Genomic DNA, 23,135 nt, shown 5'->3' with positions numbered 1-23,135 from the left:
ACAACGCGTGGCGTTAACAGGGGGCCCTTCCTTACAGACGGTCGGCGCGGATGTGTAGCAGGTCGTGCACGTTCTCGATGTCGGCCGGTGAGGTCCGCGAGGCGAGCCAGTACATGACGCCGGTGGGAATGAAGAAGAGCTGGAACGCGGCCAGCCCGACGGCGAAGTTCAGCGGCGGCGGGAAGGCCACCTTCAGGCCCTGGAACGCCACCCCGACCAACCCGTTGCCGGCGGCCCGGCCGACCCCGTTGACCAGGTTGCCCAGGCTGTACACCGTCCCCCGGTGCTCCGGCGGGTTCACGTCGGCGATCAGCGCGAACCAGTTCGGCGAGTTGGCCGAGGTCAGTGCGAGCGCCACCACCGCGGTGAGCAGGCTCAGCCCGACCGACGGTTCGGTGAACACACTGGACAGGATCGCGCCGATCACCGCGCCGGTGCTGCCGCCGTCCGGCACGTCGATGCTCACCGGCACGAAGAACAGCACCAGGTAGAACGGCAGCGCGGCGAGGATGCCGACCGCGGCGACCAGCGCCCGGCCCCCCGGGTTACGCCGCTGCACCGCGTCGCCGATCAGCCCGCCGACGATGGAGAGCACCCCGCCGAGCTGGAAGAGCGTGGCGAAGACGCTGCCCACCACCACCGCGGTCGACTCCGAGTAGCCCTGCGCCTCGGCCCGCTCGGCGAAGAGCACCGGGAGCCAGACCAGCGAGCCGAACGCGGCCTGCGCGGTCAGGCCCTGCAGGATCAGCCACCGGTTGGTCCGCCGGGCCAGGATCCGCGGCAGGTCCGCCCGACTGATCCGGTAGTCGTACTCGGCGCCCTCGTGCAGGGCGTGGGCCAGCTCCGGCTCGCTCTGGCCGCGCCGGATGTCGTACGTGAACAGGTAGGCCACGGTGGCGGCCAGGCCCACACCGGTCAGCAGCAGGAACGGACGCCGCCAGTCGGTCGCCCCGAGCAGCCCGCCGACCAGCGTGCCGGCCAGCGTGCCGACCCCCTGGGAGAGGCCCCAGAAGCTCATCACCAGCCCCCGCCGGGTCGGCGAGATCAGGTCGGTGACCACCGAGAAGCCCACCGAGCCGACCGCACCGAGACCGACCGCCGCGACGAGCTGCGCGGCCAGGAACGTCAGGTAGCCGCCGGCGAGCGCGCTCCCGCCGGTGCCCGCCGCCCAGAGCAGCGTGCCCACCATGAGCAGCGGCTTGCGGTTGGTCCGGTCGCCGACGTACGCCCAGCCGACCGCGGCCACCGCGCTGACCAGGAAGCTGACCGCGGTGACCAGGCCGAGCAGCCGCCCCGACACGTCGAACGCGTCGGCGATCGGCCCGTACAACGGCGGGACCAGCCCGATCGCCACGTTGTCCAGCGAGGCGAGCAGCACGAACACCACGACGCTGTACAACCGGTGCGCCGGGCCGCCGCCACGGGCCCGCCGGGGCCCGCCACTGGTCAGGGTCATGACCGGCAGCCAACCAGACCGGGCCGGCGAGGTCGTCACGCGGGTGGGTGCCGCCGGTCAGCGGCGGTCGAGGACCAGCCCCCGGGCGGCGGCGTACTGGTCACGGACGGCGGGGACGGGCTCGGCGGCGTACTCCTCGGTGCCCTGGAGTGTCCACCGAGGTGGCGCGTCACCGCCGAGGGCGACCCAGGCGGCCTGCCGGGCGGCGCCGTCGGCGACGTACTCCCCGGCCGGCGGGACGACCACCGGGCAGCCGAAGACCTGCGGCGCGATCCGGCGCACCGCGGCCGACCGGGCCCCGCCGCCGACCAGGATGACGCGGCGGACGGTGGCGCCCTGGGCGGTCAACGCGTCCAGGCCGTCGGCGAGCGCGCAGAGCATGCCCTCCACGGCCGCCCGCGCCAGGTGCGCGGGGGTCGAGGTGCGCAGCGTCAGCCCGTGCACCGCGCCGGTGGCCAACGGGCGGTTCGGCGTCCGCTCCCCCTCCAGGTACGGCACCATCACCAGCCCGTCCGCCCCGGCCGGCGCGGAGAGCGCCAGCTCGGCCAGCTCGTCCAGGTTGACGCCGAGCATCGCGGCGGCGGCGTCCAGCACCCGGGCGGCGTTGAGTGTGCAGACCAGCGGCAGGAACCGGCCGGCCGCGTCGGCGAAGCCGGCCACCGCGCCGCTGTCGTCGGCCGCCGCCACGTCGGCGACGCTGAACACCGTGCCGGAGGTGCCGATCGAGACGACCACGTCACCCGGACCGGCACCGACACCGAGCGCGGCGGCGGCGTTGTCCCCGGTGCCGGCGCCGAGCAACGCGCCGCCCGGCCCACCCAGCTCCCCGGCCGACAGGGTGCCGGCCGACCCGGCCGGACCGAGCACCTCGGGCACCGCCAGCCGCCGGCCGAAGGCCCGCTCCAGCAGGTCCAGCCGGTAGCCGCCGGTAGCCGGCGACCAGTAGCCGGTGCCGCTGGCGTCGCCCCGGTCCGTCTGCAGCGCGGCCAGGCCGGGCGCACCGGCCAGCCGCCAGGTCAGCCAGTCGTGCGGCAGGCAGACAGCGGCCACCCGGGCCGCCAGCTCCGGCTCGTGCCGGGCCAGCCAGCGCAGCTTGGTGATGGTGAAGCTGGCCACCGGCACGCTGCCGGTGGCCTCGGCCCAGAAGCGGCGCCCCGCGGCGCCGCCGCCGGCCTCCTCGACCAGGTCGGCGGCGGCGTCGGCGGAGCGGGTGTCGTTCCACAGCAGCGCCGGGCGGACCACCCCGCCGTCCTCGTCGAGGCAGACCATGCCGTGCTGCTGGCCGGCGACGGAGACCGCCGCCACGTCGGCGAGCCCGCCGGCCTCCTCGGCGGCGCTGCGCAGCGCCTGCCACCAGGCTTCCGGGTCGACCTCGGTGCCGTCCGGGTGCGGCGCCCGGCCCTGCCGGAGCAGGGCGCCGGTCTCCGCGTCCCGGATGACCACCTTGCAGGACTGTGTGGACGAGTCAACGCCCGCGACCAGCGGCATGGCGGGGCCTCAGCGGGCGCCGAGCAGGTGCTCGACGGCGAGCTGGTTGAGCCGGACGAAGGCGAAGCCCCGGGCGGCCGCCGCGTCGACGTCGAACTCCTCGAACGCGGACCGGTCGGCGAGGAATTCGTCGTACCCCTCGCCGGGGTTCAGGGTCGGGGTGCTCAGCTCGCCGACCTTGCTGGCTGTCAGTGCCTCGATCACCTCGGGGTCGGCGCGGAACGCCGCGGTCCGCTCCTTGAGCAGCAGGTACGTGCTCATGTTGGCCGCCGCCGATGCCCACACCCCGTCCATGTCCTCGGTGCGGGAGGGCTTGTAATCGAAGTGCCGGGGGCCGTCGTAGGTCGGCCCGCCGTTCGGGCCGCCGTTCTCCAGAAGGTCCACCAGGGCGAACGCGTTCATCAGGTCACCGTGGCCGAAGACCAGGTCCTGGTCGTACTTGACGCCGCGCTGGCCGTTGAGGTCCAGGTGGAACAGCTTGCCCTGCCAGAGCGCCTGGGCGATGCCGTGGGCGTAGTTGAGCCCGGCCATCTGCTCGTGCCCGACCTCCGGGTTGAGACCGACCAGCTCCGGGTGGGCCAGCTGGGAGATGAAGGCGAGCGCGTGCCCGACGGTCGGCAGCAGGATGTCGCCACGCGGCTCGTTGGGCTTGGGCTCCAGCGCGAAGCGCAGGTTGTAGCCCCGGTCGATGACGTACTGGGTGAGCAGGTCGACCGCCTCGCGGTAGCGGTCCAGCGCGGCGCGGACGTCCTTGGCGACGTCGTACTCCGAGCCCTCCCGGCCGCCCCACATCACGAACGTGCTCGCACCCAGCTCGGCGGCCAGGTCGACGTTGCGCAGCACCTTGCGCAGCGCGTACCGACGGACGTCGCGGTCGTTGCTGGTGAAGCCGCCGTCCTTGAAGACCGGGTGGTTGAAGAGGTTGGTGGTGACCATCGGCACCACCAGGCCGGTCTCGTCGAGGGCCTTACGGAACCGGGCGATGTGCTGGTCGCGGGTGGCGGCGTCGACCCCGAACGGGACCAGGTCGTCGTCGTGGAAGGTGACCCCGTAGGCGCCCAGCTCGGCGAGCCGGTTGACCGTCTCGACCGGGTCCAGCTCCGGGCGGGTCGCGTCACCGAACGGGTCACGGGCCTGCCAGCCCACGGTCCAGAGCCCGAAGGAGAATTTGTCGGCGGGGGTGGGACGGGGTGCCATGAGGGCCTCCGGGGTGTGTCGTCCACTATTTGTTCAGCGATTGAATTATTTGCGCGGCCTGTGGCACTGTCAAGGGGTGAGCCTCACCAACGCTCCGGCCGGCGCGGTCCGTCAGGGCAGCCTCCGCGAGCTCAACCTCGCCCTGGTGCTCGGCCGGATCGCCGCCGCCGACCGTCCCCCGTCCCGGGCCGACCTCGCCACGGCGACCGGCCTGACCCGGGCCACCGTCTCCGCGGTGGTCGAGGACCTGCTCGCCGGCCGGCTGGTCGGCGAGGCCGATCCGGCGCCCCGGGCCGGCGCCGGCCGACCGGCCCGGGGTCTGGTGCTGGCCGACCAGGGGCCGGCCGGGCTCGGCCTGGAGGTCAACGTCGACTACCTGGCGGTCTGCGTGGTGGACCTCTCCGGCCAGGTCCGGCACCGCACCGTGCACCGGGCCGACCTGCGCCCGGTCGCCCCCGCCGAGGCACTCGCCCGACTCGTCGAGATGGCCGCGCGGGCCCGCGCCGACGCCGCCCGGCAGGGCCTCACCCTGGCCGGTGCGGCGCTCGCCGTGCCGGGCCTGGTGGACGGCGTCGGGCTGGTCCGGCTCGCGCCGAACCTCGGTTGGCACGACGTGCCGGTGCCTGCGCTGCTCGCCGGGCACCCGCCGTTGACCGAGCGGGTGCCCGGCGTACCGGCGCTGGTGGTGGACAACGAGGCCAACCTCGCCGCGCTCGGCGAGCTGCACTCCCGGCCGCCCGGCCCGGCCAGCTTCCTGCACATCTCCGGCGAGGTCGGCATCGGCGCCGGAATCGTGCTGGGCGGTGCGCTGTTTCGCGGCGTACGCGGTTGGAGCGGTGAGATCGGGCACCTCCCGGTCCACCCGGAGGGCCGCCCGTGCCGCTGCGGTGGGCAGGGCTGCCTGGAGCAGTACGCCGGCCAGGAGGCGATCGTGGCCGCCGCCGGGCTGACCCGGGCGGAACTTCCCGCGGACACCGCGACGGCGCGGTTGGCCGAGCTGGCCGAGGCCGGCGACGCTGACGCGCTGCGGGCACTGCACGACGCCGGGACGGCGTTGGGTGTCGCGGTGGCCGGCGTGGTCAACCTGCTGGACCTGGACACCGTCGTGCTCGGCGGCGGGTACGCCCCGCTGGCGCCCTGGCTGTGCCCCCCGGTGCTCGCCGAGATCGCCAGCCGCGTGCTCACCGCCGCCTGGTCGCCGGTGACGGTCCGGCCGGCGACGCTCGGCGCGGAGGCCGCTGTGGTGGGCGCGGCCGGCTCGGTGGTGCGCCAGATCGTCGCCCGACCCGCCGGCTGGCTGGCCCGCTCCGGCTGACCGGCGCCCGGTCCCCGCCGGGGCGGCATCGCCGGTCCGGTCAGCGGTGCGGGAGCCTGGGGCCACCCGGCGCCGCCGCGGTCAGGCGGTCCGAGCCACCGGAGGTTCCCCGGTCGGCGACTCCCGATGTGCGCCCACCGGCCCGCCGTGGCCATCCGACAGGTTCGTCCACACCGCCCGGCGCGGCCGGTCCGGGTCCTCCGGCCAGTCGCCCGCCCGCCCGGTGGGCCGCTCCAGGTCGTCCGGCGCCGACGTCTGCGCCTGCTGCCGGCGGGCGGTCTCGTCGAATTCCCGCATCCCGTGCAGCAGCGCGGTGCGACCCGCGGGGCTCATCCCGGCCAGCACGACGGCGAGTTGCGCCTGTCGGTCGGCGCGCAGCTCGGCGAGGAGCCGGCGGGCCTCCGGGGTGAGGTGCAGGGCAATCTCCCGCCGGTCGAAACGGCCTGGCTCACGCTCCAGCATTCCGGCGGCGACCAGCCGGTCGCAGAGCCGACTGGCGGAGCTGAGCAGCATGCCGAGTCGGGAGGCGAGCCCGCGCAGGTTGATCCCGTCGTACAGCTCGACGACCATCACAGCCCGTAGCTGCGCTCCGGACACCCGGCTGGCGGTTCCCTCCCGAGCCGACTCCCACAGGGTCAGCAGGGCAGCCGCCGCCGCGTCTAGAGCGGCAGCCATACTCGTCTCAGGGTCCGGCGGACCGTTCACTTCGGCCATGGTGGCCCGAGACTACTCCGAACCCACTGGTGGTCGAGCTTTGATCAAGGGAGCGGTGATGAGCGAACCGGTCAATCGGGCACGACGTACCCTGAACGAGACACCCGCCGACCGCCTCGTCGGCGGCGTCGGCGACGTTCTTGCCGCCTCGTACGGGATCACCGAGACGGAGCTGTACCAGGTCGACTACCGACTCTCGGAGCTGTTGCCCCTCACCGAGGGTGACCCTGTCACGGGTCCCGGGCACCCCGCCTGGCGTGCCTTCGACCACCAGTCGCCGGTGCTCGCCGCCGGCACCGTCTGGCTCCCGGTCAGCATGCGCGGCGAGCGTCGGGGGGTCCTGCGACTGGCGCCGGTCCCGGACGACCCGGCCCTCCTCGGCGAGCTGGCCGACATCGCCACCGCGCTCGCCCACGAGCTGGCCGCCGTCGCCGCCGGCACCGACGTCTATCGCGCCGCGCGGCGCAGCCAGCGGCTCACCCTGGCGGCGGAGATGCAGTGGGACCTGCTGCCGGGTCGCAGCCGGATCCGGCCGTCGTTCAGTCTGGCCGGGCAACTGGAGCCGGCGTACACGGTGCGCGGCGACAGCTTCGACTGGTCCGACGACGGGCAGCAGCTCTGGCTGTCCACCGTCAACGGCACCGGCGAGGGCGTCGCGGCCTCCCTGCTCACCTCGCTGGCCACCCACGCGCTGCGCAACGCCCGCCGGGCCGGGCTCGGCCTGGCCGACCAGGCCGCCCTCGCCGACCAGGCGCTGTACGACGAGTACCGGGGTGAACGGCACCTCTCCGCCCTGCTGATGGAGCTGGACCTGCGCTCCGGGGTGCTGACGGTGGTCGACGCCGGCTCGCCCCGTCTGGTCCTGTTGCGCGAGGGGAAGGTCACCGAGCAGCCGCTGGAGGCGCAGTTCCCACTCGGCATGTTCGAGGCGACCGACTACCACGAGCAGCGGTTCCCGCTGGAGCGCGGCGACCGGATCTTCGTGGTCAGCGACGGGGTGGTGGAGGCCGCCGGGCAGCACACGCGCTACGGCGAGACAGCGCTGGACCGGTTCCTGCGGCGGACCGGCCCGATGGAGCCGCTGGACGCCGTCCGGTCGCTGATCGGTGACCTGCGCGCGTTCGTCTCCGGTGACCTGGTCGACGACGCGGTGGTGGTCTGCCTGGACTGGACCGGCCCGCAGCCGTGACCGGCCCGGCTGAAACACGCCCTAATACGCACCGCGGCTGTTCACCACCGCGCCGAAGGTCTTCCAGAGGATGGTGAGGTCGGCGGCGAGGGACCAGTTCTCCACGTAGTAGAGGTCGAGCCGGATGCCGTCCTCCCAGCTCAGGTCGGACCGGCCGCTGACCTGCCACAGACCGGTCATGCCGGGCTTGACCAGCAGCCGCCGGGCCACGTCGCCGTCGTAGCGGGCCACCTCGGAGGGCAGCGGCGGGCGCGGCCCGACCAGGCTCATCTGGCCCAGCAGCACGTTGACCAGCTGCGGCAGCTCGTCGAGCGACCACTTGCGCAGCAGCCGGCCGACCCGGGTGACCCGAGGATCGTCACGCATCTTGAACATCAGACCGTCGGTCTCGTTGCGGGCGATCAGCTCGGCGAGCAGCGCGTCGGCGTTCACCACCATGGTCCGGAACTTGAACACCCCGAACTCCTGCCCGCCCCGACCGACCCGGACCTGCCGGAACAGCACCGGGCCCCGGCTGTTCAGCTTGATGGCCAAGGCGATGATCGCGATCAGCGGCAGCAGCAGCGCGAGCGCCAGCGAGGAGGCGGACCGGTCGACGAAGCCCTTGACCAGCTTTCGGGCGCCGCGGAACTCGGGCGCCTCGACGTGGATCAGCGGCAGCCCGGCGACCGGGCGGGTGTGGATCCGCGGGCCGGCCACGTCCGTCAGCGCGGGCGCGACGACCAGGTCGACGCCCGTCCCCTCCAGCTGCCAGCCGAGCCGGCGCAACCGGGCGGCGGTCAGCTCGCCGGAGGCCGTGACCGCGACGGTGTCCGCGCCGATCGCGGTGGCGGCCTCCGGGATGCCGCGAAACGATCCCACCACCGGCACGTCACCCAACCGCTGCGCCACCGGCGCCAGCAGCGCGTCCGGGATGCACGCGCCGACCACGTGGTAGCCGGCGTACGGCTCCCGGCGCAACGTGTGCACAAGCTCCAGCACGTGCGCGGTGTCGCCGACCACCAGCACCTTCCGGGACCAGCCGGCGCCACTTGAGCGGGCCCGGTGCAGACGCTTACGGGCGGCGAAGCGGGCGACTTCCAGCCCGACGGTGCCCACCGCGAAGGTGATGCCGAGGAAGCCCCGGGAGACGCCGACGTCGGCGATGTACCCGGCAATGGCGATCGCACCGGCGAGCCGCAGGCTGGCCGAGCTGACCCGCCGGTACTCGTCCGCCCCGTAACCGATCACCCGGTCGTCGTAGCAGCCGAGCGCCTTGAGCGAGACCAGCCAGGCCAGCACCAGCCCCGGCGCGACCAGCACGTACGGGATGTCCGAGCCGCTCGGCTCATCGTCACCGAACCGGGCGACGTACCCGACGAGCAGCGCGATGATGAGGATGGTGGTGTCCAGCACCACCAGGACCCGGACGTACGACCGTTCGTCGGCGCGCGTCACCAGCCCGGCCAGACGGCTGCCAGGCTGTCCCGACCTGTTGGCGGGGGTCAACAGTGTCGCCGCGGTCACCGGCCCTCCCACTCTGATCAGGACGGCCCCGGCCGACGGGTCGGATCGGGGGGCCGAACGACAACGCCGGAACCTGTCGACATCCTGCCCTGACAACTATGGCCGCCGGTTACTTCCGACGTATTGCCGTCACTTTTCTTCAACAGTCGAGGGCTACCGAGAAGGAGCCCGCCGTACCGAATCAGCGGACGGCGGGCCCCTTTCGCGGCTGTGCCTCGAATCAGCGCGGCGCCGGCGGGCGGAGCGCGATGGCGTTGAGGAAGATGTTGCCGATCTCGCTCGGGTCCTTGGTGACGAAGCTGCCGCCACCGGTCACCTTCGTGATCGACTCCAGCTCGGCCTTGCTGACGCCCTCGCCGATACCGATCATGATGACCTGGACCGGTCGCTCCGGGTCGGCGATCTGCTTCAGCTTGGCGAGCAACTGGGCCTGGCTGAGGCCGTTGGTGTCCTCGTTCTTGCCGTCGGTGAACAGCACGATGGAGTTGACCCGGCCGGGCTGCCAGTCCTCCTGCACCGCCTGGTACGCGGCGAGCGTGGTGTCGTAGAGACCGGTGTCGCCGCTGGAGGGCTTGATCGAGCCGAGCGCCCCCTCCAGCTGGGCCCGCTGGGCGGAGAGTGGGCCGATGGGGATCAGCTGCTTGTAGTCCCGGCTGCCGACCAGCTTGGTGGAGAAGGTCCACAGGCCGATCGACCAGGAGTCGTCGAAGAGGCCGAGGCCGCGGCGGGCCGCGTCCACGGTGACCTCCTCCCGGCTCCGGTTGTTGGCGCTCGGCACCTCTGCCTTCATCGAGCCGGAGACGTCGACGACGGCAAGCATCCGGCCGGACTGGGTGGCGATCGACCAGCTGGAGACGACCCGCTGTATCGCGGCCGGGTCCAGGCCACCCGCGGCGGTGCCGCCGGCGGGCGGCGCGGACGACGCGCCGCCGGCCGGGCTCGGCGCACCCTGCGGCGCCTTGAAGCCGGCGCCCCAGTTGCCGTCTGGCGCGCGCAGCGACTGCGCCGCCAGCCGGTCGCGGAACGCGCGGGTGGTGAGCAACTCGTACAGCACCCGGGCCGCCGAGGCCTTGGTCGGCTCGATGCCGGGCAGCACCGCGTACGGGTAGTCCAGCGGCATCGGCGCCGGCTCCATGTAGAGCGCGGCGAGCTTTACCGGCGGCTCCTTGCTGTTGTAGGCGATCACGTCCTCTTCGGACAGTGCCGCCGCGCCGAGACCGCTGGCGATGGACGTCGGGTCCGTGGCGGCCGGGAACCGGGCCAGCAGGTCGTTGCGGAGCGAGGACCGCCCCGTGGCCAGCGCCCGCAGCGCACCGACGGTGTTGCGCTGCGCGTCGCCGCCGGCGGCGCTGGCCGCCGCGGTCAACGACAGCAGGCCGGACAGGCCGGCCGCGTCCCGGGTCGGCTCGACGATCCCGGTACGCAGCGGGGTGCCCGGGTTGTTGACCTGCTTGAGCAGGTCCGTCCAGGTGAACTTCTTCTTGGGCCAGCCCAACCGCCCGGCCACCGGCTCGGGCATCGCCACGACGACGGGACTGCGCGCGATGGAGGCGCTGTTGGTCGGAGCGAACGCCGTGGCGTCCTTCTTCAACCGCAGCAGCCAGGTCGAGGAGTCCGGCACCCAGACGTCCGGGGTGATGGCGGTGCCGCTGGCCTGCCCGACGCCGGCCAGGACGGCACCGTGCTTGGCCGCCACCACGGCGGCCACGTCGACGGGGTCGGAGGCGGAGACGTCCACGCGGATGCAGGTGCCGCCTACCGCGGCGCCGTCCTTGACCCATTGCGACGCGGCGGCGTCCACCGCCGGCGCGAGCTCGGAGGCGACTGCCACGGCGAGCCGAATCTCCCCCGAACAGCTCGGCTGGATCAGCTCCCGATAGCCGAACCAGACGCCGGTCGTGACGACGAGCACCGTCGCCGTAGCGGCGGCGGCTGCTAGATGAAGTTTCGAACGCATGCGATGGCGGCCTGCTGACACGGTGACCATCTTGCGTACAAGGTGCCCCCTCTGCCACATCCGTTCGGACTAAAGTTACGGAGGAGAAACAGTTGATCGCTGTTTAGCAACACAGAGTGATGAAGCGGCCCCATGGTGTTGCCAAATCGGTGCCAGCCTCACGTCTCGCCCCCTCGGCTCCACAGCTCACGGCAGCACGCAGGTCGGGCTCGGCACCGGCACGGGCTCGCCGATCGGCGACGGGACGCCGGTGCCGGCGTCCCGCCGGAAAACCCGCACCATGTCGGCCCGCTCGTCGGCGACGTACAGGTGCTCCCCGATCAACGCGAAGTGCCGGGGCCACTCGCCACCGGTGTCCACTTCGGCCACCAGCTCGGGCAGCTCGCCGGCCAGGTCGAAGACGGCGATGGTGCCCACACCCCGGTTGGCGACGTAGAGGAACCGGCCGTCCGGGGCGACCGCGACCTCCGACGGTTGGACATGGCCGGCTCGCTCGCTCGCCTCGACCCGGCCGCGTTGGTGCAGCGCGCCGTCGTCGGTCAGCTCGTACGCGGTGACCGAGGCGTCCAGCTCGCCGACCAGGTAGCAGCGCCGCCCGTCGGGGTGGCGGGCCAGGTGCCGGGGGCCCGTTCCGGGCGCCGTGCGGATCCGGGGCCGGCGGGGCACCAGCCGACCGCTCGCGCCGTCCAGGTCGTACCGGTAGACCGAGTCGGTGCCGAGGTCGACCGCGAGCAGCGGCCCTTGACCGCGGCCCGGGGAGACCATGTGGCTGTGCGCCCGCTCCTGACGCTCCGGGTCGGCGCCGTGCCCCTCGTGCACCACCAGGTCGGTGCGCTCACCGGGCACGCCCCGCCCGTCGAGCGGGAAGACCGCGACGCTGCCGCCGCCGTAGTTGGCCGCCACCAGATGCCCTCCGTCGGGCAGCACGGCCAGGTGGCAGGGGTCCGCGCCGCCGGTCGACCAGCTGCCCAGCGGATCCAGCGCCCCGTCGGGGCCGACCTGCCAGGCGCTGACCTCCCCGTCTGTCAGCTCGTTCACCGCGTAGAGCACCGGGCGGGTGGGGTGCCGGGCCAGGAAGGAGGGCGACGGGGTGACCGCCACCGTGCCGAGCGGTGTCAGCTCCCCGGTGGCCGGGTCACGGCGGGCCGCGACGATGCCACTGCCCCGCCCGCCGCTCTGCGCGGTGTAAACCCCGATGTGGACGACCTCGACCTGACCACTCACGTCCAACCCCTCCGCCGGCTTCCTGCGTCGATCCAACCAGAGGCTGCCCGCGATGCCGGCCCGTTAACCGGCTTTCCGGCCGGGGATCGGCGCCGCGGCGGCGACTCAGGCGGCCGGCACCGGCTCGCCGCGCTGCCGGGCCACGTGCTCGACCAGGGAGATCAACACCAGCTTGCCGGACTGCCGGTCCCGCGCGTCGCAGAGCACCATCGGCACGTCCGGGTCGAGGTCCAGCGCCCGGCGTACGGTCTCCAGGTTGAATCGGCGGGAGTCGTCGAAGCAGTTCACACCCACCACGAACGGGATGCCGCGCTGCTCGAAGTAGTCGATGGAGGGGAAGCAGCCGGCCAGCCGCCGGGTGTCGGCGAGCACCACCGCGCCGAGTGCGCCGAAGGCCAGCTCGTCCCAGAGGAACCAGAACCGGTCCTGGCCCGGTGTGCCGAACAGGTAGACCTGGAGATCGTCGTTGATGGTGATCCGGCCGAAGTCCATCGCCACGGTGGTGGTCGACTTCCCCTCCACCCCGGAGATGTCGTCGGTGCCGATCCCGGCGCCCGTCAGCACCTCCTCGGTCTGCAACGGCCGAACCTCGCTCAGCGCGCTCACCAGCGTCGTCTTGCCGGCCCCGAAGCCCCCGGCGATCAGGATCTTCAGTGCCAGCGGGATGGTGGTGCCGGAGCCCGCATGGTCATAGCGCACGAAGTCCACTGACCACCGCCTTGAGGATGTCGTTGTCAGGAAGGTGGCCGGCGGCCGGCGGCTCGTGCACCGCGACCAGGCCCCGGGCGAGGAGGTCTCCGAGCAGCACCCGGACCACCCCGACCGCGAGGTCCAGTTCGGCCGCCAGCTCGGCCACCGACACCGGCCGGCGGGCCAGCGCGACCAGCCGCCGGTGCTCCGGGAGCAGCCGCGGGTCGGCCGCCGGGTCGAGATCCGACCCGGCCAGTACGAACGCGACGAGGTCGAACCCATCGACGGCGGAGCGTACCCGGCCGCCGGTGAGGGTGTACGGGCGCACTACCGGGCCGGCGTCGCCGTCCAGCCACTCGTGCTGCGGCCCGGGCGGCTCAGTTCGCATCACCGGCGCCCGCCGACGATCGGGCTGGCGCGGTGAGGTACTCCCCCACCCGGATCACCAGCATCGCCATCTCGTACGCGACCAGGCCGATGTCCGCGTCGGTGTCGCTCACCACGGCCAGGCAGGTGCCCTGCCCGGCGGCGGTGACGAAGAGGTACGCCGACTCCATCTCCACCACGGTCTGCCGGACCGGACCGCCGTCCACGTGCCGGCTCGCGCCTCGGGCCAGGCTGGAGAAGCCGGCGGCGAGGGCGCAGAGGTGCTCGGCGTCGGAGCGCTCCAGCTCGGCCGAGGAGCCGAGCAGCAGCCCGTCGGCGGAGAGCACCACCGCCTCCCGAGCCGCCGGTACCCGTTCCACCAACTCGTCGAGCAGCCAGTCGAGGCCTGCGCTCTGCTTCGTCGAATGCGGCACTAGGCGTCCCTCTCAGTCGCGGTCAGGGGTTCGGAGGCCGCCGCGGGCGCGGGGTCGGCGGCCGGGGTGGGCCCCGGGTCGGCGGCTCGGACAGGTATCGGGCCGGCGGCCGGGGGGACGACGGTGGCGCGGCCCCGGGCGGTGCCGGCCTGGAGAGCCGACATCACCCGACGCACCTCCTCGGGCGATCGGGGCGTCGGGGTGTCGGTGACCGTCGACCGGGGCCGGGATGCCGGGGTACGTCGCCGCACCCGGCGGGGCAACCCGTCCAGCTCGTCCACCGCCTCGCCGCCGGACGGCACCCCGTCGGCCGCACCGTCACCTGGCCCGCGGACCGTGGCCGGTCCGGTCGGCGACAACTCGCCATCGCCCGACCCGTTGGCGCCCGGCCCGTTCGCGGGCGCCGGGTCCGGCACCGGTGTGCCGGTGGGTCGGGCGGCCGGGGCGCTGGCGGTGAGCGGGGCGGTGAGTGACCGGTTGCGGCCGGCCCGGGGCCGGGGCACGGCAGCGCGCCGGCCGGTCCGGGCCAGCCGCCGGTCCGGGCCGGCCGGCGCGGCGCCCAGCCCGGCCGGATCGGGACCGGCCGGCGGCTCGGTGGTGATCAGGTCGGCCGGGACCAGCACCACGGCGGTCACCCCGCCCTCCCCGGACGGGCGCAGCCGCACCCGCACCCCGTGCCGTGCGGCGAGGCGGGCCACCACGAAGAGACCGAGTCGGGCGCTCTGCGCCGGGTCGAACTCGGGCGAGCTGGCGAGCCGGACGTTGGCGCTCTCCAGCGCCGCGGCGGACATCCCCAGCCCCTGGTCGGTGATCTCCAGCGCGTACCCGCTGGCCACCTGCTCCCCGGTGACGGTGACCCGGGTGTCCGGCGGTGAGAAGGCCGTGGCGTTCTCGATCAGCTCGGCGAGCAGGTGGATGACGTCGCCGACGGCCCGGCCCAGCACGCCGGCCGGCTGCACGGCGGTGATGTCCACCCGGTCGTACGACTCGACCTCGGAGCTCGCGCCCCGGATCAGGTCGACCATCGCGACCGGGTTGCGCCAGCCCCGGCCCGGCGCGGAGCCGGCGAGAATGACCAGGTCCTCGGCGTGTCGGCGGAGCCGGGTGGCCAGGTGGTCCACCTGGAACAGTTCGGCCAGCTCGTCCGGGTCCTCGGCGCGACGTTCCATGCGGTCCAGCAGGTGCAACTGCCGGTGCACCAGGCTCTGGCTGCGCCGGGCGATGTTGAGGAAGACCTCGTTGAGCCCTCGGCGCAGGGTGACCTCGTCCACCGCGGCCTGGACCGCGGTGCGCTGCACCTCGGTGAAGGCTCGCCCAACCTCGCCGATCTCGTCGTGGCCGTATTCCAGTGGGGGCGCCTCCCGGGCCACGTCGACCTGCTCACCACGGCGCAGCCGGGTCACCACGTCCGGCAGCCGGTGCTCGGCCAGCTCTAGCGCGGCGGTGCGGACCCCGCCGAGCCGTCGGACCAGCGTCCGGCCGACCCGCAGCGCCACCAGCACCGAGATCACCACGGCGACGAGCCCGAGCACCCCGGCGGCGGCCAGCCGGACCAGGATCCGGACCGCCATCGGCACCGAGCGGTCGGCGAGCCCTTCGGCCTCGGCCAGCTCGAAGTCGCGCAGCTGCTGCTGCACCGCGTCGTGGCTGGCCTGCCAGGTCGCCGCGTCCACCGGTGGCCGGCCGGACCGGTTGGCCACGACCAGCGCGTCCTGCATGGTGCGTAGCCGGGTGAACGCCGCACCATCGGTCAGCCGCTGGTACGCGGCCCGACCCGCCTCGGGCAGGTCGGCCACCGCGCTCTCGGTGAGCCACCGCTGGTTGCCGATGGCCTGCACGAGCTGGGTGTGCTCCCCCTCGGCGAACCGGCCTGCCGCCAGCGCGCCGGCCAGCAGGGCGTCGGCCTGGCCGAGCAGCTCCCGCGAACGGCCCAGCGCGGTGAGCGCCAGCGCCTGCCGGTTGAGGTCGGGCTCGGTCAGGTTCGCCATGCCGGCGAACGCCTGGAAGGCCGAGGAGATCATGCCGCTGTAGAGGCCGATGGCGCCGGTCCGGTCCACCTTGCGGTCGTCGATGAAGTCCCGGCCGGCCGGCAGCGCCGCGAGGGCGGTGACCAGCTGGTCGACCCGGGTGTCGAGCAGGTCGTCGGCGGCGTCGCGCAGCTCCTCCCCGTCGACCCGGCGGCGCAGCTCGGCGACCGCCCGGTCGGTGCGCTGCCGCTGCTCGACCAGGGCTGGCAGCTCGGTGGTGCCGGCGAGCTGCACCACCGAGAGGCGGCGTTCCCGTTGCAGCTCGGTGACCACAACCTCGCCGGGGCGGCCCAGGTCGTACAGCAGGGTGCGGGCGGAGAGCAGGTTCAGGGCGGGACCGAAGGTCAGCGTGGTGGCGAAGATCCACAACGCCAGCAGCGCGGTCACCGGCGCGACGACCAATGCGGTCAGCTTCGAGCGGATCGGCCAGTCGCGGGTTCTCATCAGACCTCGCCCGTGCAGGGGTGGCAGGAGGTGCGCCGGCACCGCCGGGCAACGCGCCGGCCGGTTGCGCCCGGCCATGGGGCCGGGCACGGGCGCGGGCGCCTTGGGCAGGATACGTAATCACACCGCGTTGCACTACCGCCTGTCGCGCCAACATGGACGCTCCGACATGCAATCCGTCCGTTACGGCGAGCGCCCCGCCGGCGGACCGGCGGGGCGCTCGTCGTGGCGCGGTGCGGATCAGGCGTCGGCGGCGATGCCGAGCCCCTCGGCGACCCGCCGGCCGTAGTTCTCGTCGCACTGGCTGAAGTGCCAGACCATCTTCTCCTGGATGTGCTTGTCGCACTGGGCCAGCAGGGTGGTCAGGTTGAGGATCAGGTCGTCGCGCTCCCAGTCCGCCATCTCACGGAAGCGCCGGCCGGCCTGGGAGTAGTTGTTCTGCCGCTCGATCGGGGCCTTCATGATCTGCCCGGAGACGAACGGGCGGTACTCCCGGTAGGACTCGTCGGCCTCCTGGAGACCGGCGACCGAGGACGGCTCGAAGTTAATGTGCGGGTTGCCGCCCCGGTGGTCCACCCCGTACGACATCTGGCCGCCGCCCTGGTTGGTGCTGACCTGCACGTCCTCGCGCGGCCGGTTGACCGGCAGTTGGAGGTAGTTCGGGCCGACCCGGTAGCGCTGGGTGTCCGAGTAGGAGAAGGTGCGACCGACCAGCATCTTGTCGTCGGAGAAGTCGATGCCGTCGACCAGCACACCGGTGCCGAAGGCGATCTGCTCGTTCTCGTCGTGGTGGTCGGTGATGTTGCGGTTGAGGGTCATCATGCCCACCGGCAGGTAGGGGAACTGCTCCTCCGGCCAGATCTTGGTGTCGTCGAGCGGGTCGAAGTCCAGCTCCGGGTGCTCGTCGTCGCTCATGATCTGCACGTTGAGCTCCCACTGCGGGTACTCGCCGCGCTCGATCGCCTCGTAGAGGTCCTTGGAGGCGTGGCCCAGCTCGGTGGCCTGGATCGCGTCCGCCTCGGCCTGGGTGAGGTTGTGCTCGCCCTGCTGGGTCATCCAGTGGAACTTGACCAGCACGGCCTCGCCCTGGGCGTTGACGAGACGGTAGGTGTTGACCCCGGAGCCCCGCATGGTGCGGTAGTTCTTCGGGATGCCGTACGGGGAGAAGAGCCAGGTCAGCATGTGCATCGACTCCGGCGTGTTCGACATGAAGTCGAAGATCCGGTTCGGTTCCTGGCGGAAGGTCACCGGGTCCGGCTTCAGCGCGTGGATCACGTCGGGGAACTTGATCGCGTCGCGGATGAAGAAGACCTGGAGGTTGTTGCCCACCATGTCCCAGTTGCCGTCCTCGGTGCGGAACTTGACCGCGAAGCCGCGCGGGTCGCGGGCGGCCTCGGAGGAGTCCCGGCCGCCGATGACGGTGGAGAACCGGATGGTGACCGGAGTCTTCCTGCCCTTGGTCTGGAACAGCTTGGCACGACTGTAGGTGGCCGCCGGTTCGTCACCGATCGTCCCGTACGTCTCGAACTCGCCGTGCGCGACGAAGCCGCGCGCGTGCACGACCCGCTCCGGGATGCGCTCCCGGTCGAAGTGGCTGATCTTCTCCAGGAAGTGGTAGTTCTCCAGCGTGGCGGGGCCGCGCGAACCGACCGTCCGCTGCTGCTGGTTGTTGTGCACGGGGTGGCCCTGCCGGGTGGTGAGGATCGGCTTGCTGGCCTGTGGGTCGCTCATCGCTCTCCTCCAGATGGGTGTTTCGTGCTGCCGGCCGGGGCGAACCATCCAACACAATCGCGCTTTCTGGAACGAGTCAAGTTTTGGCCGGATCCCGTGCTGTGGCCCTCGTCATCGCACGATCGGAGGCAGGTCCCGCGACACCGGACACGAACCGATGAGGAAAGTGCCCCGGATCGGGATTGGCGATCAGTGCGCCGAGGGAATACGAGGTGACGAAGGAGGAGCCATGTCGCCCACGCAGATAATCGTCATCGTGCTCGTCGTGCTGGCCATCGCGGCACTGGTCGTGGCCGTCCGGACACTCGGCCGACGTCGCGCGCTGCGCGGCCGTTTCGGGCCGGAGTACGACCGGGTGGTGGCGGAGCAGGACAGCCGGTCCGCCGCGGAGCGCGAGCTGCGCGACCGGGAACGCCGGCACGCCGAGCTCACGCTCACGCCGCTCACCCCGCAGTCCCGGGCCCGCTACGCCGCCGCCTGGGAGGAGCTTCAGGTCCGTTTCGTCGACTCGCCGCAAGAGACCGTGGGCGACGCGGATGAGCTGGTCACCCGGCTCATCGAGGAGCAGGGATACCCGACCGGGGACTTCTCGGACCAGATCGCCCATCTCTCCGTCGACCACGCTCGCACGCTGACCAACTACCGGGACGCGCACGAGATCCACCTGCGTAATTCCCGGGGCGAGGCCAGCACCGAGGAGCTGCGTCAGGCGGTCGTGCACTACCGGGCACTCTTCGCCGACCTGCTCGGTGAGGAGCCGGTCGGCCACCGCCCGCCCGAGCAGCGCCATCCGGACACCCCGCACGACGCCACGAGCCGCTGAGGAGGCCACCGATGCGCCAGGAAGAGCAGCAGGTGAGCAACGACCATTCGGAGGCCGTCCGGTCCGCGCCGGTGCCGGTGCCGCCTGCGGGCGACCGGGCGGGTCGCGCGGACGTGCCCGAGGACGCCCTGGACGACCGGGGCACCTTCGACGACCCGTCAGCCGCCGACGACCGCACCGACGAGGGCGGGTTCAATGAGCCCGGGCCGCTGCCGACCACCTTCGGCGCCACCACGGTGGCCGATGCGGTGGCGGCGTCCGCGCTGGCCAGCCCGCGCCCGGAGGATCAGCCGGACCCCCGGGCCGAGCGGACCGCCCAGCCCGGCGACGGCGCCGAGGACGGCGAGCGTGAGGGTCTGCGGGCCGACCCCACCGCCGAACTGCACCGCCGGGGCACCGATCCGGAGACCGACGACGCCCGGGCCGACGCGGACACCTCCGCGCGGACCGTCGCCCCGCCGGGAAGCACCGACGGTGGGCCCGAGCGGCGCAGTGATCTGACCGATCCCGGCGGTGACGCGGACGCGGCCGCCTACGGCAGCGCCACTCCGGAGATGGTCGACCCGGACGCGGTCTCGCCGGATGCCGACCCGGTGCTCGCCGCCAGTGGCGGCGGCGCCTCGTTGGAGTCGGCCGGTACGTCGCGACCCGTCGGGTCGACCGTGGCGGCCGAGCCGGCCACGCTCCTCGACGCGGACGCGGCACAGCGTTTCCGGGACCGCTGGCGGGACGTGCAGCTGCGCTTCGTGGACGATCCGCAGGCGGCGGCGGGCGAGGCGCAGGCGCTGGTGGAGGAGGCCATCCAGGCGCTCGCGTCGGCGCTGGCCGCGCAGAAGAACGCGCTGGGCGGATGGCAGGACGCCGGTTCGGCGGACACCGAGCAACTGCGGATGGCGGTACGCCGCTACCGGGACTTCCTGGACCGCGTGCTGGGTCGCTGAGCGACACACCACGGGCACCCCGGCCAGCCGGCCGGGTGCCCCGGTACGCCCGGACGGTCCGCCTGCCGGATCGCCCGAGCGGGCCGGAACAGGGCGGGACCCGACAGCAGATGGACAACCATGGCCAGCCGGCACAAGATCCGCTGATCGACGAGACGCAGGCGGAGCAGCGCCGCTCCGCGCGCCGGGCGGTCGGCGCGCATCGGCCCACCGGGGGGCATGGGCACGGCCCGAGAGGGTACGCGAGGGGGATCAGGCAACGTGTCGGACACAGGAGGCAGCACCATGACCGATCGCGACCGCCGACCGCCGCTGGAGGAGAGCCCGGAGATGGCCGCCGCGGCGGACGATGACAGCACCGTCCCGCAGCTGCGGACCGGGGGCGGCCCGGACCGGGACACCCCATCCTTCGGCGAGCCCCGCAACCGGCCGGACGACCTCGCGCCGGGCACCGACGACCTGCTCGGCGACCCGTACGCCGCCGGCACCGGGGCGACCGGAACGGGCACCGGCGCCGGCGGGGACAACATCCGTACCGGCGCGGAACAGCCCTGGGAGCCGGAGGATCTGGTGATGGCCCGCGGGCAGGACCTCACCCCGGAGAACCTGGACAAGGCCCGCCGAGACCTGGCCGAGCAGGGTCGGGCGGCGATCGAGCGCACCGTGCCCTGAGCAGGGCGCACGAGGGGGTCCCCGGCCCGACCGTCACGGTCGGACCGGGGACCCGGGGAACCTGCCGCCGGCGGTGCCTCACCTACCGCCGGCGGCGGGTGGGTGCGGGAGCGATCCGGTCAGAGCGCCGGGTACGCGTTGCGCATCAGCTCCTGGAACTGGGCGGAGAACCACGCGCCGGAGATCGGCGCGTTCGGCAGGGCGCCCGTCGCGCTGTTGCCGTTGCGGGCGTTGCCGGTGTACGTCGGGTCGCACATCCGGTCGAAGCCCTTGCCCTCGTCGTTCGGGATCAGCTCGCTGGAACCGTCCGACTCGCCCGGAGGCTTCACCCAGACGTACGCGTCGATGCCCGGCTCGGGAGCCGACCTGGGCCGCTGGCCGAGGCCAGCGCCGGACTGGTTGCACCAGTTGCCGGCGTGGATCCGGCGGTCGATCCGGCCACCGTTGACGTAGGTGTCCACGCTGGTCGTCGCGCCCGGTCCGGTGGGCCGGGCGGTGCCGCCCCAGCCGTTGCGGGAGGTGTCGATCAGCATGCCGATGTTGGCGTCGAAACCGACCTGGACCAGCTTCTGCCGGAACGCCTGGGCGAACGACTGCTCGTCGACGTAGAAGTTCCAGTCGACCCACTTCGACTGTCGCACCGACGTGCCGTTCACGGTGTCGGTGATCTTGACGTACGGCTCGCGCAGCGCCGAGTAGTTCGCCGTGTTGACGATGAACCCGTGCACGTTGGCCACCGTGCTGCGGGATGCGACCGCGGCGGCCTTCAGGAGGTCGGCGGTCGGGCCGAAGTTGGTGTCCCAGCCGATCCAGCCGTGGTGCGCGGCGTCGATGTAGTTGTAGACGTTGCCGAGCGTGCCCAGCTTCGCCAGGGCGTAGCCGACGCCGTTGACGTACGCGCCGTTGGCCTTGACCGTGTCACACATCGCCGTGCCGCCAGCCTGCCCGGAGGTGTTGGTCACCAGGTTGGGCAGCGAGTCGATCTCGATGATGTTGATGATCCGGATGTTCCGGTACTTCGGGTCGGCCTGGATCGCGGCGATCGGGTCGATGTACTCGGCCTTGTACCTGGGCAGGTCGTTCGGGCCCAGCTCACCGTTGGAGGCGAGCGCCGCGCAGTCCCGGCCGGGCAGGTTGTAGATCACGAACTGGATGTAGCCGGCGCCCTGGCGCAGCGCCTCCTCCAGGTGGTCACGCACGCCGAAGGCGCCGTTGGAGCTGCTGTCCGGCGTGCCGTTGATGGCGGCGATCCGGTCCAGCCACACCGCGGTCGGGTTGTTGGACACCCTGCTGCCGCCCGGCTCGGCGTCCGCCTTGGCCTTCCACTCGGAGTTCACGTATCCCCGGACCCCGGCGTACGGGTTGTCCACCTTGCTGCCGGCGGGCGGGGGCGTGGTCGGCGGCGGGGTGGTCGGCGGGGGTGTGGTCGGGGGCGGGGTCGTCGGCGGGGGCGTGGTCGGCGGCGTGGTGCCACCGTTGCAGGTCACCCCGTTGAGGGTGAACGAGGTCGGCCTGGGGTTGCTGCCGCTCCACGCGCCGTTGAACCCGATGCTGGTCGACGCGCCGGTGGCGAGGCTGCCGTTGTAGGACAGGCTGCGCGCGGTGACCTGGCTGCCGGACTGGGTGAACTCGGCCGACCAGCCCTGCTGCACCCGCTGGCTGGAGTTCGGGAAGGTCCACCCGAGCGTCCAGCCGTTGATCGGGTCGCCGACGTTCCTGATGGTGATGCTCGCGGTGAAGCCACCGGGCCACTCGTTCGCCGAGTAGGCGATGTCGCACTGGGTCGCGGCCTGCGCCGCGGTGACGGGGATCGTCACCAACCCGCCGGCGACCAGGACGCCCGCGCCGGCGAGCGCGAGGGCCCGGCGTGGGCCGGACAGCCTTCTCCACACATTCATGCCACTGATCTCCTTGGGCGAGACCGGGCTCGCGTACGGCCCGGCGAGACGGCCCGGTGGGCGTCCGGAACGGACGGCCGCCGGCGCCAACGGGGTTCTGCGGGGGGTGCCCGACCCGGACGGGCGGTGGTGGTGGTGGTGAACGACCGGCGAGCGGTCGGTCGGCGGCGGGATGTCGTCCGGCGGACCGGATGCCCTCGACTTCCCTGCCTGCGCAGTGTGGCTCCCCGAACCGCGTGCGCCGATTCTTGCATGGGAGCGCTTCCATGGCAATGGCTCGATGCGTTCCGGCGGCGGCGCCCGTGACCCGACTCGGACGAGAGACCGCGCGACCAGCACGAGCGGAACCACGCCGCCGCTACCGGATGAGCCGACCGAGCCGGCACAGCGAGTGCGGAACACCGTGGTGACGCAGAACCCGGTGTCGCGCTCGCACACGGCGCTCGGCGGGAAGAAAGCCGCGTAGCACCCCTTTGCCACTTACTAACAGTAAAGGTCAAAACGCGAATGTTTCCCTTCATAGTTCATGAAACGGTCTAACGTCGGTCTTAGCTCGGTTGTCGCCGAGCTCAGGACAACAGGGATGGAGTGACGCAGGTCATGGCTAAGAAGATGCTCGGGAAGGTCGTTGCGGGCGCCGCGCTCGGCGGTGCGGCGCTCCTGGTGTTCACGCCGGGGATCGCGTCCGCCGATGGGCACCACGACGGTGGCAAGGACCGTGACGGCAAGGTTTTCGCCAAGCCGCACGTCGTCAAGGCCGGCGAAGAGGTCAAGCTCCTCGAGATCTGCCCGGATCGCCAGGAGCACGCCTTCGTGTGGTCCAAGGTCACCGGCAAGGTGAAGCTCAAGCCGGTGCACGACGACAAGGGCGATTGGCGCGAGGAGGACAACTCCTCCGGCCGCGACGGCAAGGACGAGCACGGCAAGGACGACGAGGGCAAGGACGAGAACAGCAAGGACGACAAGGGCAAGGACCACGAGGGCAAGGACGAGAACGGCAAGGACGAGAACGGCAAGGACGACAAGGGCAAGGACCACGAGGGCAAGGACGAGAACGGCAAGG

General features: G+C 72.7%; 19 protein-coding genes and 1 pseudogene. 7 read left to right on the top strand and 13 right to left on the bottom strand.

Translation table 11 applies throughout. The features are described from left to right. Positions 1-31: 31 nt before the first annotated feature. From ABZU69_RS09445 to xylA, 3 genes are read right to left on the bottom strand one after another with little or no spacing between them, the layout of a single operon-like run. Positions 32-1,456: an MFS transporter gene (locus ABZU69_RS09445; protein ID WP_354963902.1), complete on the bottom strand. Its 1,425-nt coding sequence runs from the start codon at positions 1,454-1,456 to the stop codon at positions 32-34. A 57-nt stretch (positions 1,457-1,513) separates the two neighbouring features. Beyond that, positions 1,514-2,944 carry a xylulokinase gene (gene xylB / locus ABZU69_RS09440; protein WP_354963901.1) on the bottom strand — a complete coding sequence of 477 codons (1,431 nt, stop codon included), beginning with the start codon at positions 2,942-2,944 and terminating at the stop codon, positions 1,514-1,516. Between the two features lie 9 nt (positions 2,945-2,953). Continuing rightward, complete coding sequence (gene xylA, locus ABZU69_RS09435; protein ID WP_354963900.1) at positions 2,954-4,141, bottom strand: xylose isomerase; 1,188 nt, start codon at positions 4,139-4,141, stop codon at positions 2,954-2,956. A gap of 76 nt (positions 4,142-4,217) precedes the next feature. On the opposite strand from xylA, the gene ABZU69_RS09430 reads away from it, so the two are divergent. Then, positions 4,218-5,456, top strand: a complete 1,239-nt coding sequence (locus ABZU69_RS09430) for an ROK family transcriptional regulator (protein WP_354963899.1) — start codon at positions 4,218-4,220, stop codon at positions 5,454-5,456. Between the two features lie 81 nt (positions 5,457-5,537). Here the strand turns inward: ABZU69_RS09430 and ABZU69_RS09425 are convergent, their stop codons facing one another. Further along, a complete protein-coding gene (locus tag ABZU69_RS09425) occupies positions 5,538-6,131 on the bottom strand; it encodes a MarR family transcriptional regulator (RefSeq protein ID WP_354963898.1) in 594 nt (197 codons plus the stop codon). Between the two features lie 97 nt (positions 6,132-6,228). Here ABZU69_RS09425 and ABZU69_RS09420 point away from each other — a divergent pair, with 97 nt between their 5' ends. Next, complete coding sequence (locus ABZU69_RS09420) at positions 6,229-7,359, top strand: PP2C family protein-serine/threonine phosphatase (RefSeq protein ID WP_354963897.1); 1,131 nt, start codon at positions 6,229-6,231, stop codon at positions 7,357-7,359. A 21-nt stretch (positions 7,360-7,380) separates the two neighbouring features. Here the strand turns inward: ABZU69_RS09420 and ABZU69_RS09415 are convergent, their stop codons facing one another. From ABZU69_RS09415 to ABZU69_RS09380, 8 genes are all read right to left on the bottom strand, one after another. After that, positions 7,381-8,850: a sugar transferase gene (locus ABZU69_RS09415; RefSeq protein WP_354964017.1), complete on the bottom strand. Its 1,470-nt coding sequence runs from the start codon at positions 8,848-8,850 to the stop codon at positions 7,381-7,383. Between the two features lie 235 nt (positions 8,851-9,085). Then, on the bottom strand, positions 9,086-10,843 hold the full coding sequence (locus tag ABZU69_RS09410) for a substrate-binding domain-containing protein (RefSeq protein ID WP_354963896.1): 1,758 nt from the start codon (positions 10,841-10,843) through the stop codon (positions 9,086-9,088). Positions 10,844-11,008: 165 nt separating this feature from the next. Next, the gene (locus ABZU69_RS09405; RefSeq protein WP_354963895.1) at positions 11,009-12,046 is read right to left on the bottom strand and encodes a lactonase family protein; all 1,038 of its coding nucleotides are present in this window, start codon (positions 12,044-12,046) and stop codon (positions 11,009-11,011) included. A gap of 105 nt (positions 12,047-12,151) precedes the next feature. Continuing rightward, positions 12,152-12,754, bottom strand: a complete 603-nt coding sequence (locus tag ABZU69_RS09400) for an ATP/GTP-binding protein (protein WP_354963894.1) — start codon at positions 12,752-12,754, stop codon at positions 12,152-12,154. Next, positions 12,735-13,124 carry a DUF742 domain-containing protein gene (locus ABZU69_RS09395; RefSeq protein WP_354963893.1) on the bottom strand — a complete coding sequence of 130 codons (390 nt, stop codon included), beginning with the start codon at positions 13,122-13,124 and terminating at the stop codon, positions 12,735-12,737. Before ABZU69_RS09395 ends, ABZU69_RS09400 begins: the two co-directional genes overlap by 20 nt. Beyond that, positions 13,114-13,536 (bottom strand): roadblock/LC7 domain-containing protein, encoded by a 423-nt coding sequence (locus ABZU69_RS09390; protein WP_354963892.1) that lies wholly within the window; start codon positions 13,534-13,536, stop codon positions 13,114-13,116. Before ABZU69_RS09390 ends, ABZU69_RS09395 begins: the two co-directional genes overlap by 11 nt. Continuing rightward, a complete protein-coding gene (locus ABZU69_RS09385; protein ID WP_354963891.1) occupies positions 13,536-16,007 on the bottom strand; it encodes a nitrate- and nitrite sensing domain-containing protein in 2,472 nt (823 codons plus the stop codon). Before ABZU69_RS09385 ends, ABZU69_RS09390 begins: the two co-directional genes overlap by 1 nt. A gap of 240 nt (positions 16,008-16,247) precedes the next feature. Further along, the gene (locus tag ABZU69_RS09380; RefSeq protein WP_354963890.1) at positions 16,248-17,738 is read right to left on the bottom strand and encodes a catalase; all 1,491 of its coding nucleotides are present in this window, start codon (positions 17,736-17,738) and stop codon (positions 16,248-16,250) included. A gap of 229 nt (positions 17,739-17,967) precedes the next feature. On the opposite strand from ABZU69_RS09380, the gene ABZU69_RS09375 reads away from it, so the two are divergent. The 3 genes from ABZU69_RS09375 to ABZU69_RS09365 all read left to right on the top strand — a co-directional run bounded on the left by ABZU69_RS09375 (position 17,968) and on the right by ABZU69_RS09365 (position 20,174). Next, positions 17,968-18,561, top strand: a complete 594-nt coding sequence (locus tag ABZU69_RS09375; RefSeq protein WP_354963889.1) for a hypothetical protein — start codon at positions 17,968-17,970, stop codon at positions 18,559-18,561. 11 nt (positions 18,562-18,572) lie between these two features. After that, on the top strand, positions 18,573-19,502 hold the full coding sequence (locus tag ABZU69_RS09370) for a hypothetical protein (RefSeq protein WP_354963888.1): 930 nt from the start codon (positions 18,573-18,575) through the stop codon (positions 19,500-19,502). A gap of 285 nt (positions 19,503-19,787) precedes the next feature. Next, a complete protein-coding gene (locus tag ABZU69_RS09365) occupies positions 19,788-20,174 on the top strand; it encodes a hypothetical protein (RefSeq protein ID WP_354963887.1) in 387 nt (128 codons plus the stop codon). 119 nt (positions 20,175-20,293) lie between these two features. Here the strand turns inward: ABZU69_RS09365 and ABZU69_RS09360 are convergent, their stop codons facing one another. Continuing rightward, positions 20,294-22,072: a glycoside hydrolase family 6 protein gene (locus tag ABZU69_RS09360; protein ID WP_354963886.1), complete on the bottom strand. Its 1,779-nt coding sequence runs from the start codon at positions 22,070-22,072 to the stop codon at positions 20,294-20,296. Here ABZU69_RS09360 and ABZU69_RS09355 point away from each other — a divergent pair. Together ABZU69_RS09355 and ABZU69_RS09350 are read left to right on the top strand one after the other, a co-directional pair. Then, positions 22,071-22,214, top strand: a complete 144-nt coding sequence (locus ABZU69_RS09355; RefSeq protein WP_354963885.1) for a hypothetical protein — start codon at positions 22,071-22,073, stop codon at positions 22,212-22,214. The two genes, ABZU69_RS09360 and ABZU69_RS09355, sit on opposite strands and share 2 nt — an antisense overlap. Before the next feature lie 446 nt (positions 22,215-22,660). Next, positions 22,661-23,135: pseudogene (locus ABZU69_RS09350) on the top strand (hypothetical protein); the annotation flags it as partial.

It is taken from the genome of Micromonospora sp. NPDC005206 (assembly GCF_040608175.1).
Classification (GTDB): Bacteria; Actinomycetota; Actinomycetes; order Mycobacteriales; family Micromonosporaceae; genus Micromonospora.
This window is presented reverse-complemented; position numbering and strand designations above follow the sequence as displayed.